This is a genomic window from Zobellella aerophila (genome assembly GCF_039539325.1).
GTDB classification, from domain to species: domain Bacteria; phylum Pseudomonadota; class Gammaproteobacteria; order Enterobacterales; family Aeromonadaceae; genus Oceanimonas; species Oceanimonas aerophila.
In genome coordinates, this window is sequence record NZ_BAABCX010000001.1 from 1,258,552 (window position 1) to 1,273,925 (window position 15,374).

The 15,374-nt window shown below is 58.9% G+C and carries 10 protein-coding genes; 3 read left to right on the top strand and 7 right to left on the bottom strand.

What is annotated here, in order from left to right:
* Positions 1-60: 60 nt before the first annotated feature.
* The 6 genes from ABD806_RS05830 to ABD806_RS05855 form a co-directional block, all read right to left on the bottom strand.
* Complete coding sequence (locus tag ABD806_RS05830) at positions 61-702, bottom strand: phage tail protein (protein ID WP_344955655.1); 642 nt, start codon at positions 700-702, stop codon at positions 61-63.
* 195 nt (positions 703-897) lie between these two features.
* Positions 898-1,533, bottom strand: coding sequence for a phage tail protein (locus ABD806_RS05835; RefSeq protein WP_344955658.1), 636 nt, complete (start codon positions 1,531-1,533; stop codon positions 898-900).
* A 590-nt stretch (positions 1,534-2,123) separates the two neighbouring features.
* Entirely contained in the window at positions 2,124-3,626 is a 1,503-nt protein-coding gene (locus ABD806_RS05840; protein ID WP_344955661.1) for a CoA-acylating methylmalonate-semialdehyde dehydrogenase, read from the bottom strand.
* A 12-nt stretch (positions 3,627-3,638) separates the two neighbouring features.
* Positions 3,639-4,529, bottom strand: a complete 891-nt coding sequence (iolE, locus tag ABD806_RS05845) for a myo-inosose-2 dehydratase (RefSeq protein WP_344955663.1) — start codon at positions 4,527-4,529, stop codon at positions 3,639-3,641.
* A 205-nt stretch (positions 4,530-4,734) separates the two neighbouring features.
* Positions 4,735-6,588 (bottom strand): 3D-(3,5/4)-trihydroxycyclohexane-1,2-dione acylhydrolase (decyclizing), encoded by a 1,854-nt coding sequence (gene iolD, locus ABD806_RS05850; RefSeq protein WP_344955665.1) that lies wholly within the window; start codon positions 6,586-6,588, stop codon positions 4,735-4,737.
* 2 nt (positions 6,589-6,590) lie between these two features.
* Complete coding sequence (locus tag ABD806_RS05855) at positions 6,591-8,504, bottom strand: bifunctional 5-dehydro-2-deoxygluconokinase/5-dehydro-2-deoxyphosphogluconate aldolase (protein ID WP_344955668.1); 1,914 nt, start codon at positions 8,502-8,504, stop codon at positions 6,591-6,593.
* An 850-nt stretch (positions 8,505-9,354) separates the two neighbouring features.
* On the opposite strand from ABD806_RS05855, the gene ABD806_RS05860 reads away from it, so the two are divergent.
* Positions 9,355-10,224 (top strand): MurR/RpiR family transcriptional regulator, encoded by an 870-nt coding sequence (locus ABD806_RS05860; RefSeq protein WP_344955670.1) that lies wholly within the window; start codon positions 9,355-9,357, stop codon positions 10,222-10,224.
* A 655-nt stretch (positions 10,225-10,879) separates the two neighbouring features.
* Here ABD806_RS05860 and ABD806_RS05865 read toward each other — a convergent pair.
* On the bottom strand, positions 10,880-11,707 hold the full coding sequence (locus ABD806_RS05865) for a sugar phosphate isomerase/epimerase family protein (RefSeq protein WP_344955672.1): 828 nt from the start codon (positions 11,705-11,707) through the stop codon (positions 10,880-10,882).
* A gap of 722 nt (positions 11,708-12,429) precedes the next feature.
* On the opposite strand from ABD806_RS05865, the gene iolE (ABD806_RS05870) reads away from it, so the two are divergent.
* Both iolE (ABD806_RS05870) and iolD (ABD806_RS05875) read left to right on the top strand, forming a co-directional pair.
* Positions 12,430-13,323 (top strand): myo-inosose-2 dehydratase, encoded by an 894-nt coding sequence (iolE, locus tag ABD806_RS05870; protein ID WP_344955674.1) that lies wholly within the window; start codon positions 12,430-12,432, stop codon positions 13,321-13,323.
* Positions 13,324-13,453: 130 nt separating this feature from the next.
* Positions 13,454-15,325, top strand: a complete 1,872-nt coding sequence (gene iolD, locus ABD806_RS05875) for a 3D-(3,5/4)-trihydroxycyclohexane-1,2-dione acylhydrolase (decyclizing) (protein ID WP_344955677.1) — start codon at positions 13,454-13,456, stop codon at positions 15,323-15,325.
* Positions 15,326-15,374 lie beyond the last annotated feature (49 nt).

Here is a 15,374-nt window from a genome sequence, read left to right on the forward strand (position 1 = left end):
GCAGGCCCTTCGGCGAGCGGCCTGGCGCCAGGGCGCAACCGGCGCCGTGGCTCCGGTCAATCAGCTACGCTGGGGATACTGCCCGGCACCGCTGCCCAGGATCACATAGGTCACCGCCTGGACCGGGCTCTGGATGGGGAAGGACTGCGAGCCGCCGCTATTCCCCACCGCCACGTCCCCCTGGATCTGTAGATCGCTGAGCTGGGCGTTGCTCCGGATGGCGCCGCCGTTCAGGGGGCTGTCCGCGGTATTGGAATAGCCGTTGGTCACCGGGCTCAGGCCCGCCGTCGCCGTCGCCAGGTAATTGCCTTCGGCGGTGGGGGTGTTACCCTGGCCACCCTTAACATAGAGGGTGCTGGTTACGGTGATATCGGCACTGGCCGAAGTGATATCGATGGCCGCCTGGTGGCTATGGCTCGGCAAATGGAGGGTAGACAATATCTGTGTCGGGGAACCGGCACGCTGACCCAGATCATAGTCGTACAATCCCGGTCCCTGGCCGGTGCCGACGGCGGCCCGGCCACGCAGGTCGGGCAGGCCGAAAGTCACCCGCCCGTCGCCGCCGAAAGCATCTCCCATCAGGCTGTAGAGCGCCGTTTCCTCGGTGATCGCCAGCAGCCGGCCATCGCAGGGATAGGCATTTCTCGGGGCAAAGGTAATGCCCAGCGGCAATATGGTTCCCATGGTCAAGGTATCTTGCATCTTAAGTCTTCCTTGTCTGCCGGCAAGCCGGCGTGGTTGCTATCAAAGGCTCCCCGGTGACCGCCCACTACCACCGGGGGAGCATCCCTAAAATTATTCGCTGCCCAGGCAAACCTGATTGAAACGGGTGTGCCTCTGTAAAGATTCAATAGAAAATTTCAAGACAAACCACGGCCGGCACCGTGGCCACCAACATTAAGGCCGCTGGGGATACAGGCCACCGGCCAGGATCACATAGGTCACCGCCTGGACCGGATTCTGGATGGAAAAAGCCTCCGACCCGCCGGTATCACCCACCTCGACGCCGCCCTGGATCTGCAGGTTGCCGAGCTGGGCCAGGCTGGAGATAGCGCCGCTATTCAGGTTGCTGTCCGCGGTATTGGAGTAGCCGTTGGTCACCGCAGACAGGCCCGCCGTCGCCGTCGCCAGGTAGTTGCCTTCGGCGGTGGAGCTGTTGCCCTGGCCGCCCTTCACATAGAGGGTACTGTCCACGCTAACGTCGGCGCTGGCCCCGGTCACGGCCATGGTCGCCGTGTGGTTATGAGTCGGCATATTGTCGACCGACAACTTTTGAATCGGGGAACCGGCACGTTCACCCAGATAATAATTATCCAGCCCCGCTCCCTGGCCGGTGCCGACGGCGGCACGGCCACGCAGGTCAGGCATGCCGAAATTCACCCGCCCGTCACCACCGAAATTCGTCCCCATCAGGCTGTAGAGGGCCTGCTCTTCGCTAATGGGTACCAGCTGGCCGTAGCATATGTAGGTATTCGCCGGGGCAAAGGTAATACCCAGCGGCAGTATGGTTCCCGTCGTCAACGAATCTTGCATGATAACTATCTTCCCTGTTATGCCGGCGCACCGGCGTGATTTGCCTCGTTCGTTCCCCGGGAACACCCCACCACCGCCCGGGAACGCCCTTCACTACCCTAAAGTAATTTCCGAGGTACGCAAGCAAAACAAGGCTCCAAACTGGTCCGACTGGCTGAGTTAATAGAGATGGCCCGTCATGGCTTTATCCATGTCGGCAGCTGTGAATCCCGTGTCGCTTCGCCATTTGGATATGGGCTGCAATAACAATCAGCAACATTCTAAATCAAGCTAGTAGAACTCGATCGACACCTTAACCCGCTATATAGCGCGCCGATATCTTATCTGCTCATTCACCTGTGGAGCACAAGCTGGCTTGACGAATGCGCAACCGGGCGCGCAACAATGACAGGTCAGGTAATGGTGTGAAAGAGGCACTCAAGGTAAGCAGAGCGCAGAGGCTGGCTCGTTGTCGGCGCGACTCCTGGGGTATATCGCTCCCAGTCAGCGATGTCAGTCCCGACGCAGCACCCTGCTCTTTCATGGACCTAGGGTGGCGCTCGTAAAAGAGCCTGCACAAGGCAGGCTCCTGATTACCCTTGTTCGGTCGCTTACTTCATGGTCGGCATGGAGAACTCGGCGGCCTGCTGGGGCTCGGAAGGCCAGCGGCTGGTCAATGTTTTCATACGGGTGTAGAAGCGTACGCCATCGGGGCCATGCATATTCAGCGGACCGAACACGGAGCGCTTCCAACCACCGAAGGAATGGAACGCCATCGGCACCGGGATCGGCACATTGATGCCGACCATGCCCGCCAGCACATCCTGGCCGAACTGACGACCGGCATGGCCATCACGGGTGAAGATGGCGGTGCCGTTGCCATATTCGTGGCTGTTCACCAGCTCCAGCGCCGAAGCGTAATCGGGCACACGCACCACCGCCAGCACAGGACCGAAGATTTCTTCCTGGTAGATGGTCATCTCCGGCGTCACCTTGTCGAACAGGGTGCCGCCGACGAAGTAACCGGCCTCATGGCCCGCGACCTTAAGGCCACGACCATCCACCACCAGCTCGGCGCCCTCGGCCTCGCCCTGGTTGATGTAGCCCACCACCTTGTCTCTGTGGGCCGCAGACACCAGGGGCCCCATGTCGTTTTCCTGCCCCTTGACCACGCCCGGGCCGATGCGCAGGGCTTCTATCTGGGGCTTGAGCCGGGCAACCAGTTGATCGGCCACTTCATCACCCACCGCCACCGCCACCGAAATGGCCATGCAGCGCTCGCCGGCGGCACCGAAGGCGGCGCCCATCAGGGCATTGGCCGCCAAATCCAGATCCGCATCAGGCATGATGACGGCGTGGTTCTTGGCGCCACCCAGGGCCTGACAGCGCTTGCCGTGGGTACTGGCGGTGCTGTAGATATACTCGGCGATAGGCGTGGAGCCGACGAAACTGACCGCCTGCACCCGGTGATCGGTCAGCAGCACGTCCACCGCTTCCTTGTCGCCGTTGACCACATTGAATACCCCATCGGGCAGACCCGCTTCCTGCAGCAGCGCCGCTAGGCGCAGGCTGGCAGACGGATCCTTCTCGGAAGGCTTCATCACGAAGGTGTTGCCGCAGGCGATGGCCACCGGGAACATCCACATGGGCACCATGGTCGGGAAGTTGAACGGCGAAATACCGGCACAGACGCCCAGCGGCTGCATCATGGAATGGCTGTCGACATTGGTGCCCACATTCAGCGAATGCTCGCCCTTGAGCAGATGAGGAATGCCACAGGCAAATTCCACTACCTCCAGGCCACGGGTCAGCTCGCCCACCGCGTCGGAATAGACCTTGCCATGCTCGCTGGAAATGAGCCTGGCCAGTTCATCCATGTTCGCCTCCAGCAGTTCCTTGAACTTGAACAGGATGCGGGCACGGCGCAGCGGGCTGGTGGTGGCCCAGCGCGGGAAGGCCTTCTGGGCAGCGGCAATGGCGTCACGCACTTCGTCGGCGGAGCTCAGCACCACTTCCCTGCTCTGCTCGCCGTTCGCCGGATTGTACACGGGGGCGGTGCGGCCGCTCTGGCTGGCGGTCAGGGTTCCATTGATAAAGTTTTGTACTTGTTCCATCTTGTTTCTCCGTTACAGCAAGCCTGCGTCTTTGGCGAACGCATGTAAGTGGTTGTGACCCAGGGTGGCATAGGTCAGGGGATGGGCGACGGACGGATCCTGCTCGGCTTCAACCACCAGCCAGCCCTCGTATTCCGCTTCTTTCAGCACCCGGAACAGGCCGGGATAATCGACGCAGCCATCACCGGGCACGGTGAAGGTGCCGTCGAGCACCGCATTGAGGAAGCTGGCGTTCCGGTTGCGTGCCTCTCTCAATATGTCGGCACGAATATCCTTGCAATGCACATGATTGATGCGTTTGGACCAGCGACTGGCCAGGTCAATCGGATTGCCGCCGGCAAAGGTGATATGACCGGTATCCAGCAGCAGACCCACTTCCGGGCCGGTATGTTCCATCAACGCATCCACTTCGGCTTCGGTTTCGATCACGGTGCCCATATGGTGGTGATAGGCGACCTGCACCCCCTGGGACTGGGTGTAGCGGGCAAACTCGGTGAGCCTGGCACCGTATTCCTCCCAGCGCTCGGCGGGAAAGCGGGGCCGCTCGGAGACGGGTTTGTCCTGCCGGCCGTGGATGCAGCCGGTCACTTCGCAGAATACCATCACCTTGCAACCCATCGCCTTGAGCAGTTGCAGATGTGGCTGCACCGCCGCGATTTCTTCTTCCACCGACCGTTCCAGCAGCTGACCTGAATACCAGCCGGATACCAGCTCCAGCTCGTGCCGGTGCAGGATGGGCTTGAGCAGCTCCGGAGCCCGGGGGAACTTGTGACCCAGCTCGAAGCCGGCAAAACCGGCCTGCCTGCCCTCATCCAGACAGGTGGCCAGGGGGGTATCACCGCCCAGGCTGGGCAGATCGTCATTGGCCCAGGTTAACGGGTTGATGCCCAGTTTTACGCTCATGGTGTTCTCCAATATATTGCACTCCAGGCAGACAATTCGGCTGCCGGGCGGCGGGACTGATTGGCCGCTAAGCCGCCCCTCCGCGCCAGGGATGGCGCGGCGGAGCCCCCATGGATGGGTTTACGGCGTGTCGGCGTGAGGCCGGTCAATCCCGCTTTCCAATCAAGTGGCAGATGCCGGTTGTCAGGCCCTGCCGGAATATGGCTTACAGATTCTGCTGCTGGCGGGCCTTGTGGGTCTCGTAGCGGGCGCGGGCTTCCTGCACCTGGCTGCGGGGCGACACTTCCGGCACCGCCACCTCCCACCAGGAGCCCCCCTCTTCGCTGACCACCAGGGCATCGGTATCCAAAGTCACCACATAAGTGATGTCCGAGGCCCTGGCCCGCTCCAGCGCCGCCTCCAGCTCACTGATATTGCCTACCTTCTCGCCTTTCGCCCCCAGGGCGATGGCATGGGCGGCAAAGTCGGTCCTGGGGGCGCCGCCTGCCACCGTCAGGCAGTCATCCAGCATATTGTTGAAGCCGGGTCCGCCGCAGAACTGCTGCAACCGGTGAATACAGCCGTAGCCGCGGTTGTCGAGCACCACCAGGATCATCTTCCGGCCCAGCATCACCGAAGTGGCGATTTCCGAGTTGAGCATCAGATAAGAGCCATCACCCACCATCACGAATACCTCGGAGTCGGGCCTGGCCATCTTGACCCCCAGGCCGCCGGCGATTTCGTAGCCCATGCAGGAGTAGCCATACTCCATGTGGTAGCCCTTGTCATAACGGGTGCGCCACAGCTTCTGCAGCTCGCCGGGCAGACCGCCGGCGGCACAGACCACGATGTCCTGCTCGCCCGCGGCCCGGTTGACCGCGCCCACCACCTCGGCATCGGTGGGCAAGCTGGTACCACGGTCCGTGGTGGCCACCTCCTGGACGTGCAGCCACTCGGCCCGCAGCCGGGCGGCTTGCTCTACCCAGCTGCCTTCGAGCCGCCAGCCTTCAAGACCCGCATGCAGCTGCTGCAGGGTCAGCCTGGCATCCCCCACCAGCGGCAGGGCCTTGTGCTTGACCGCGTCGAAAGAGCCGACATTGATGGTAATGATGCGTGCATCGGGGTTGTACATGGCACGGGAGCCGGTGGCGAAGTCGCCCAGCCGGGTGCCCACCGCCAGGATCAGGTCGCAATCGGCGGACAGCGCATTGCTCGAAGCCGCGCCGGTAACACCGATGGCGCCCATGTTCTGGGCATGATCCCAGGGCAAGGCACCCTTGCCGGCCTGGGTCTCGCCCACCGGCAGGTGGTATCGGGTAGCCAGCTGATCCAGTTCCTTCAGCGCGCCCGAGTAGTGCACCCCGCCACCGGCGATCAACAGCGGTTTCTTCGCGGCGCGAATAAGCGAGATAGCCTCATCCAGCTCCACCTGGTCCGGCCCCTGGCGGCGCAGGCGGTGTACCTTTTCATCAAAAAAGTGCGCCGGATAATCAAAGGCCATGGTCTGCACATCCTGGGGCAATGCCAGGGTGACCGGGCCGCACTCCACCGGGTCGGTCAGCACCCGCATCGCCTGGGGCAGCGAGGTCAGCAGTTGCTCCGGACGGGTGATGCGGTCGAAGAAGCGGCTCACCGGCTTGAAGCAGTCGTTGGAGGTCATGGTGTGATCACTGAATACCTCCACCTGCTGCAATACCGGATCCGGCTGGCGGGTGGCGAAGGTGTCCCCCGGCAGGAACAGGACCGGCAGGCGATTGACATGCGCCACCGCGGCGGCGGTCACCATATTGGTGGAGCCGGGGCCGGCGGAGGCGGTACAGGCCATCATGCGCCGGCGGTTGTGAGTCTTGGCAAACGCGATGGCCGCATGGGCCATGCCCTGCTCGTTGTGTGCCCGGTAGGTCGGCAGTTGATCGCGCACCTGGTACAGCGCCTCGCCCACACCGGCCACGTTACCGTGGCCAAAGATGGCAAACACCCCCTCGAACAGGGGCAGGATCTCCCCGTCGATGTCCACTTTTTGTGCCGTCATAAACTTCACCAGGGCCTGTGCCATGGTCAGACGAAGAGTACGAGACATGCTTATGCTCCTTGATGACGCTGACGCCAGAGGGCGATCAGGTTGTGGTATTTCTGTTTGATGGCGTCGATCAGGCCCTGGTCATCAATACGCCCGGCCAGCCAGTCCCGGGACGGCGCCCCAAAAATGCTGCGACCGATGGCGAAGCCCTTGACCAGCGCCTTGCCGGCGGCGGCATTGAAGCCCACCCGCAGCTCGTCTTCAGGCGCATCCAGCCCCAGGATAACCACCCCGTGGCAGTGGGGGTCGCGCTCGGTCACCACCGCGGTCACTTCATCCCAGCCATGGCTGGACAGGGGCGGCAGCTTCCACCAGTCGGGCTTGACGCCGATGTTGTAGAAGCGCTGCAGCGCCCGAACATACAGTTCATCGCTCTTGACCATATCGGCCGGCAGTATCACCTCGAGCAGCAGTTCGTGACCGCTCTTGCAGCAGGCCTGATACACCTCGGTGATCAGCCGCTCCTGCTCCAGGCGCAGCGCTATCTGATCTTGCGGATGGTAGAACACCAGACACTTGACAATATGCTCCAGCGGCCAGTCGATCAGCTGGCTGCCGATATTGCCATGCTCCAGCCGCAGCGGGCGCGAGCTCGGCAGCTCCAGCGGCCGGCCAATCCACCAGCCCTGGCCGGTAATTTCGTTGAGCACCGGCTGGCCGAAGGTGGTGTCGGCCAGGATTCCGGCCTTGCCCTTGAGCCCTGCCTCGCTCGCCACCTGACGACCGGCCTTGAGGATCAGTTTTTTCAGGTGTGGGATCGCATCGATATCGGCCCCTGCCTCGATGGCCATATCCACGAACTGGCGGCGATGGTCAAAGGCCAGGATGCACAGGTCGTCCCACTCCCGGTCCCGGGTAGTGACCCGGTGCAGGTGATTGAGCCGCGCATCCAGATCCGGCCGCGGCACCGACTCGGCACGGGACAGGTAGTCATCCAGCTCTTCCTTGCTCGGCATGGCCGGCGCACAGCCGTGACGGGACACCACCAGGGCACCACAGGCATTGGCGTAACGGCAGGCCTGCTCCCAGCCCTCGCCATTGAGGTAGCCGCGCAGCAGGCCGGACATAAAGGCATCGCCGGCCCCCAGTACATTGAGTACCTCCACCCGGACCCCGTACACTGTCAGTCCCTCGTCCAGGGTCGCGGGGATGGCCGCCTCGAACACCGAGCAGCCCAGCGGGCCGCGCTTGCAGACCAGGGTGGCGTCGCTTACCTCACGCACGGCGTTCAGTGCGGTAATGGTATCCGTGCTGCCACCGGCAATATGAAACTCTTCTTCGGTACCGACTATCAGATCAAACTGGCCCAGCATGGCCTGCAGTTCGGCGGTCACCCCGGGGGCATCCAGGTAGCGGGTTTCGCCATCGCCCCGGCTGGTCAGGCCCCAGAGCACAGGGCGGTAATCGATATCGAGGGCGGTTTTCACACCATGTTTGCGGGCATACTCCAGCGCCAGCGCAACCGCGGCACGGGTATCCGGGTGAGAAAGATGGGTACCGGTAATGGCCAGGCACTTGGCCGAGGCAATAAAGTCCTCGTCGATGTCTTCCGCCCGTATGCCCATGTCGGCGCAGTTTTCCCGGTAGAAAATCAACGGAAAGGTATCTTCATCCTTGATGCCGAGCACCACCAGGCCGGTCAGCCGCTCGCTGTCGGTTTTCAGGTGACTGACATCGACGCCCAGGCGTTCCAGCTCTTCGCGCAGAAAACGTCCCATATGCTCATCGCCAACCCGCGACAGCATGGCCGACTTGAGGCCCTGGCGGGCAGTGCCATAGGCAACGTTACCGCTGGATCCCCCCAGGTATTTGGCAAAGGTCGCCATATCTTCCAGCCGGGCGCCGACCTGCTGTCCGTACAGGTCAACGGCCACCCGTCCGAGGCAAATTACATCAAGATGTTTTCGTGCTGACATTCCGCTCTCCTTACAAGGGCCGATTGGCCATCATCCCTATTGAATTTTTCACATGAATCCACTCGCGACGCTCGACGAACAGGGCGGTGGCATGGCAACAGCGGATAGAATCGATACCGATCAGAGCCACTCGTGTTGCTGCCGCCTTCATCTCAATCTCATCGCCTCGGGAAAAGTCACATTTCATTTTTCCATTTATACGAAATGATTATTCCATTATCAATATGGAATGAAATATTTACATGTAAATGTGATGTGACACACATTTTCGCCATTCTCATCGCCCGTCTTTTGGAACCGGCACAACAAAGAAATAAAAAACCATTTAATATCAAAATCTTAAAATAAAAAATCTGAGTTGACATGATGAATCTGGGGCGCGGAAGCGGGTTGACCGCAGCCAGGGATGTAAAAAAGCGTGTTACGACAGGTTCAACCCCTTCCCCTGAGTTTCCCCATCCAGGGCCAACCCTGCGTGGAGAATGACTAAATAACGGATACAAATACCGCTACATTTCGAACAGGGGGTCAGGATTTGCCAAGCGGCCCCTCCGCGCCAGGAAGGGTGTGGTGGAGATCCAGGGACGAATTAAAGGCGGGTCCACTGCAAATGCTTATAAATTCAGCATAATCATAAAAATTTATTGGGTTTAACGTTATTATTTATGGTTAGGCATGGCGCGGCAGTATCGTCGGAGGGATGGAGGAGCCATCAGGGTGGTTTTTTGCCAGCTGAATCGATTAATCTAAAATGAAATATTTATTCTGACCAGATGTTTCATTTATACTGCAACCAAGTTACCGGCCAGTACCAACAGCCTGTCATCCGTCTGCCTTTTCGAGAGTGTCCATGTCAACACCGAACAACTATTCCGAGTTACAGGATGTCATCCGCAGCCGCTATGGTGAACTCAGCAGGCGCCTGCAGCAGGTGGCCGCCTACGTGCTCGATAACACCAACAGTGTCGCCTTTGATACGGTGGCGGTTATCGCCGAGCAGGCCGATGTGCCGCCCTCCACCCTGATCCGTTTCGCCAATGCCTTTGGCTACAGCGGTTTCAATGATATGAAGCAGGTATTTCGCCGCCACCTGATGGAAGAAACCGCCAACTACACGGAAAGGGCAAAAATGTTTCGGGATCTGGAAGATCAGCCATCCCCGGAACAGCCGGAGGAAATACTGAACGAGTTCGCCCGGGCCAATGTCCAGGCCTTGCAACAACTGGCGGCCCAGACCTCGGCAGAAGATCTGAATAAAGCCGTGCAGATACTGGCCGACGCCGAGAATATCTATGTGATTGGCCTGCGCCGCTCCTTCAGCGTCGCCACCTACCTGACCTACGCCCTGCGCCACCTGAACCGGCGGGCATTCCTGATCGATGGTCTGGGCGGCATGTTCCAGGAACAGCTGGAGCTGATCGGCCCCAAGGATGTGGTGGTCGCCATCAGCTTCTCTCCCTATGCCAGGGAAACCCTGGCCTTGACTGAAACCGCCTCCATGGTAGGTGCCAGGCAGATCGCCATTACCGACAGTCAGGTCAGCCCCCTGGCCTCATTCAGCGACATTTGCTTCGTGGTGAAAGAGGCCCAGGTAGACGCCTTCCGCTCCCAGTCTGCAAGCCTGTGTCTGGTGCAGTCCTTCGCGGTATCCCTCGCCTACCATGATAAAGACCACAAAAAAGATACAGACGACAGAAAAACCCCCATGTCCGGAACGTGACCAGCCTTTCCAATAGCAGCTCCCCCGGCCTGGCGCGGGAGATAACCGCCGAAGTCGGCCTGACATCAGCAAGATGGCTGAGCGGAATATCCCACTCAGCCACCGATTGCCACCGCCCCCGCTCGACGGCACCTGTGATACCCATCTCATTAAACATTCGATCTTTTTGGCGGTCATGCCCATCTCGGACAAAGGGTCTACTCCGCCGACTCGCCGTAGTCTAAGGCCACCTGCGCTGGTTAACGGCTGCGAACATTCACTGGATGTTCGGTCTGTCACCCAGCTTGGTGCAGGCAGCAAGCTGCCCTATGGAGGCTCAGCCGCACCGTCCGTGGTGCGGATGATCGGCTGAGTAGATCCCTTTGCCCTCCTTGAGGCTGCAGAGTCACCTGCTGGCCACTCGGAGCTCAGGATGAGGCAACAGAGACGACCTCCCACGACCGTGAAATGCCACGGATGGCATTTACGAGCCCTCAGGGACGAGTTTATGGCGTGTCGTGGGAGGCGGCTGTGTTGTCTCTGAGTTCGGACTTGGATCTGCGCAAATACCCCGGACTTGGGGACAAGGCCGGGGTAAAGATGATAACCACAGTCACCGAATGCGGTAGCCTGTTCGTCAGCTACTCGCCCGCGGGCATCATGCCCACCACGGAAATTACGCCAGCAGGCGCTTCATGCCGGCCAGCATGGCACTGGCCACCTCGTAATGATCCGCCTCCCACAACTGATCATTCAGAAACTCACCGGAGTAAAAGCCGTCGTAGCCTGTGCTTTGTATGGCACTGGCCCATTCCTGCAGCGGGATCTCGCCATCCCCCAGCAAACAGCCGCGCAACAGCTTTTCATCCACCCAGGGAGCATCGACGTCGGGACGCAGACCATCCGACAGATGAACGTTGTAAATCAATGACTTGTCAATCCTGGCCATATCTTCGGGAGTCGCACCGCGGCACGACCAGAAATGCCAGGTATCCAGAACAAAACCAAAGTTGTCGCGCCCGACCGTATCATGGAGCCGGTAGTAATGCTCCAGGGTGGCAATCGGCGTCCAGGCGGCCCCTTCGTATTGAAAGCGAATACCGTGCTCTTTACCGATATCGGCAATATTGCGGATATTCTGGGCGGTAATACGAATGTTGTCTTCCACAGACAGGCCGGTCAGTGCCTCAAACGCATTCAACTGTATGGTGGGTGCACCAATATCGGCGGCAAACCGGCATAAGGTTTCTGCATCCCTGAACAGCCGGGATTGCTGTTCCTTTCCTGTACTTTCCACCGAACCGATAATATCGATAGCCGACGGCGCTATCTGCGCCTCGTCCAGCCGCGCTTTCAGTGCCTGGCTGGTCAGCCCGGCCTGAATATAGCGCCACAGCTTATCGGTGTGTATCTCCAGCCCGTCGTAGCCCGTTTCTTTGGCCAATCGAATATCACTCACAATATTGCTGTGCAGTGAACACATTCCATGCAGTGCGTAGCGCATCCTTTAATCCTTCCGGTTCAATATAAATGACAATTCCAGTTGCCAACCACACCCTGAGATGGCTCAGCAACGACTTCTGATCCAGGTGCTGAGCGAGCAAGCCCCCTGGTCGGTAACCGCGCCGCTTGTCGCGCTGTGGTCTGCCTCACGATACCAGCTCGATGCCTCTAATAGACCATCATTCGGCGCCATGCCCCAGACCGCGACATGCCGCGGCTGCCCCACCCTCGTTGAATTGCTCTTTCAGGTGCGCATTGTCGTTTGGCACAGCATCGGAAATGTCTGGATCACAACAAGCCCGCCAAATCGAAAAATATTTTCTAAAAATGACAAATGACATCCTATCCCCTTAAAAAAACCACGACAACAAGTACCGTATTCTTTTTGTTTAAAATGTTATACGGATCAAGTTATTAACGATCACAAAAGACGAAATAAAACTTAAGTTATTGTTTTTATATATATAAAATTAAAACCCCCATCCCTTTATTACACTGTGGTCACAAAGTGACACTTAATGTGAAATATCGAAAAAGAGATGAAAAATATTTTTCATTTGGTGTTTTTATTGTTTATACTCCTCCCCAATGATGAAGGAGCGATGCAGGTAATGACGGTTGAGCTGGGCTGTGCGAGGTGATGTCACCGGCTGGTACATCCAACAGGACAGAAGAGTCAACTTCATCTTGCTGATATACAAAGACAAATTATGGAGAAGAAGCATGAGTAAGGTGCAATATGGAATCAGCCCGCTGACCTGGACCAACGACGATATGCCGGAACTGGGCGGCGAGATACCGCTGGAAACCTGCCTGAGCGAAATGGCCGAAGCCGGCTTCACCGGTACCGAGATGGGCACCAAGTACCCGAGAGATCCCGAGGTGCTGATCCCGCTGCTGGAACAACATGGCCTGGTACTGGCGTCCGGCTGGTTCAGCGGCAACCTGATGACCCACACCGCAGAACAAGAAATTGCGGCCATGCAGAGCCATATCAGGCTGTTGAAGGCCGCAGGCTGCAAGGCCATGGTCTTTGGTGAAGTCAGCAACACCATTCATGGCGATATCAACAAACCGCTGTCACAGCGTGTGATCCTGAGCATGGATGAATGGAAAACCTATGCCGAAAAGCTGACCCAGGTCGCCGATTACCTGCTCGGTGAGCATGGCATCAAGCTGTCTTTCCACCACCATGTGGGCACCATCTGCGAAACGGAAGACGATATCAACCTGCTGATGGAGCTGACGGGCGACTCGGTTCACCTGACCCTGGATACCGGCCACATCACCTATGGCGGCGGCAACCCGGTCACCATGATCAAGCGCTGGGGCCACCGTATCGGCCATATGCATTTCAAGGATCTTCGTCTGGACGTCATGAAGGCCGCCCGCGATGCAGATAAATCCTTCCTGAATGCCGTACTCGATGGTGTCTTCACCGTTCCCGGCACCGGCGATGTCGATTATGACGATGTCTTTGCTGCCCTGAAGGAACGTGACTATGAAGGCTGGTTGCTGGTTGAGGCCGAGCAGGACCCTGCCAAGGCACACCCGCTGACCTATGCCAAAACGGCTTACGAGAACATTACCGGCTATGCCAATAAATATGGCCTCTAGGCTGTCATTATTCCGTCCTTGCCGGGGACACTGGTCCCCGGTTCAAACACTGGCCGCTCAATAACCGGAAAAAAAACCTGCAGCCAGGACAAGGAAGCCACTTTTCGTGTGTCGAAACTCGAGGAAGAATATGAAAACTGTACGCCTGACTGTTGCTGAAGCGCTGGCCAAATACCTTGCGGCGCAAATGATAGATATTGACGGTAATAAAGAGCAGCTTTTTGGTGCCAGCTTTGCCATTTTTGGTCACGGCAATGTCACCTGCTTTGGACAACAACTTAAAAATATCGAAGACAAGATCCCCACCTGGCGCGGTCAGAACGAACAGTCGATGGCGACAGCCGCCATTGCCTATGCCAAGGCCAATCAGCGCCGCCGCATTGGTATCGCAACCAGCTCCATTGGTCCGGGCGCGACAAACATGGTGACCGCCGCGGGGATTGCCCATACCAACCGCCTGCCGCTGCTGCTGATCTCCGGTGATGCCTATGTCAGCCGCCTGCCCGACCCTGTGCTGCAGCAGCCGGAAAACTTCGAAGACCCATCCATCACCTGCAACGATACCTTCAAGCCCCTGACCCGCTACTGGGATCGTATTGTGTCGCCGACCCAGCTGATGCATACCCTGCCCCAGGCGATTGACACCATGCTGGACCCGGCCACCTGCGGCCCTGTCTTTATCGGTCTGCCGCAGGATATTCAGGGTGTGGCCTATGATTACCCGGAAGTCTTCTTTGCCGAGAAAGTGCACCGGATCCGCCGGCCAGAGCCTGAAATGGTGGTGCTGGAAGAAGCCATGGACATCCTGGTCAAGGCCAGACGCCCGCTGATCATCTCCGGTGGTGGCGTGCATTATTCACTGGCCACCGATGAACTGGCCGCATTTGCAGCAAAACACAATATTCCCGTGGTGGAAACCATTGCCGGTCGCGCCACCATGCTGCAGGACAATCCGCTCAACGCCGGACCGATTGGGGTCACCGGCTCCAATTCGGCCAACTACATGGCCGCCCATGCGGACGTGGTGGTCGCCATCGGTACCCGGCTGCAGGACTTCACCACCGGCTCCTGGAGCGTGTTCCGCAACCCGGAGATGAGGCTGGTCAGCATCAACGTCGCCAGGTTTGACGCGGTCAAGCATATGTCCTACCCGGTACTGGGCGACGCCAAGGCGTGCATGACCAAATTGTCCGCACTGCTGGGCGACTGGCGTGCGGACCAGGAATGGGCAGACACGGCAAAGGCACAGGCCGATGAATGGAAGGCGCAGGTTTACAAACGCACCCATCCGCAGGAAGGAGACCTGCTGCCGGGCCTGTCTTCCTATGCCCAGGTGATTGGCAAGCTGAACACCTCGATGGAGCCGGGAGATACCATTCTCACCGCCGCCGGTGGCCTGCCTGCCGAACTGGCCATGAACTGGCAGAATTACCAGATCGGCAAATTCGATATCGAGTTCGGCTTCTCCTGCATGGGCTACGAAATAGCCGGGGGCTGGGGCGCCAAAATGGCCAATCCGGACCATGATGTGGTGGTGCTGGTGGGGGATGGTTCCTACATGATCCAGAACTCCGATATCTACTCCTCGGTCCTGACCGGCCACAAGATGATTGTGGTGGTATGCGACAACGGCGGCTTCGCGGTGATCAACAAGCTGCAGAACAATACCGGTAACGAATCGTTCAATAACCTGCTCTCCGACTGCCGCCGGCCGGATGGCGAGCTGGCCCGCGTGGATTTTGCCAAGCATGCCGAAGCACAGGGCGCCATCAGCGAGAAACTGACCTCCATTGACGAGTTTGATGCGGCATTTGCCCGTGCCAAAGCCGCCGATCGTACCTATGTGATAGTGGTAGACGTCGATCCGGTTTCTCCGGCGGCATGGTCCAAGTGTGACTGCTGGTGGGAAGTGGGCCTGCCCGAGGTGACCCGCAATGAGGATACCGCCCGCACGGTGGCGGAATGGGAAGAAGGCCGCCGCCACCAGCGCCCCGGCGTATAAGTCACGTAACATATTGTTGTTCATACAGTTATCTTAAACCGCAGGTCAG

Bases quoted from the DNA above. Each gene is read 5' to 3' on its own strand.
- iolE (WP_344955663.1), bottom strand. From the start codon at position 4,529: ATGAGCGTAAAACTGGGCATCAACCCGTTAACCTGGGCCAATGACGAT.
- ABD806_RS05860 (WP_344955670.1), top strand. From the start codon at position 9,355: ATGTCAACACCGAACAACTATTCCGAGTTACAGGATGTCATCCGCAGC.
- ABD806_RS05835 (WP_344955658.1), bottom strand. From the start codon at position 1,533: ATGCAAGATTCGTTGACGACGGGAACCATACTGCCGCTGGGTATTACC.
- ABD806_RS05830 (WP_344955655.1), bottom strand. From the start codon at position 702: ATGCAAGATACCTTGACCATGGGAACCATATTGCCGCTGGGCATTACC.
- iolD (WP_344955677.1), top strand. From the start codon at position 13,454: ATGAAAACTGTACGCCTGACTGTTGCTGAAGCGCTGGCCAAATACCTT.
- iolE (WP_344955674.1), top strand. From the start codon at position 12,430: ATGAGTAAGGTGCAATATGGAATCAGCCCGCTGACCTGGACCAACGAC.
- ABD806_RS05840 (WP_344955661.1), bottom strand. From the start codon at position 3,626: ATGGAACAAGTACAAAACTTTATCAATGGAACCCTGACCGCCAGCCAG.
- ABD806_RS05865 (WP_344955672.1), bottom strand. From the start codon at position 11,707: ATGCGCTACGCACTGCATGGAATGTGTTCACTGCACAGCAATATTGTG.
- ABD806_RS05855 (WP_344955668.1), bottom strand. From the start codon at position 8,504: ATGTCAGCACGAAAACATCTTGATGTAATTTGCCTCGGACGGGTGGCC.
- iolD (WP_344955665.1), bottom strand. From the start codon at position 6,588: ATGTCTCGTACTCTTCGTCTGACCATGGCACAGGCCCTGGTGAAGTTT.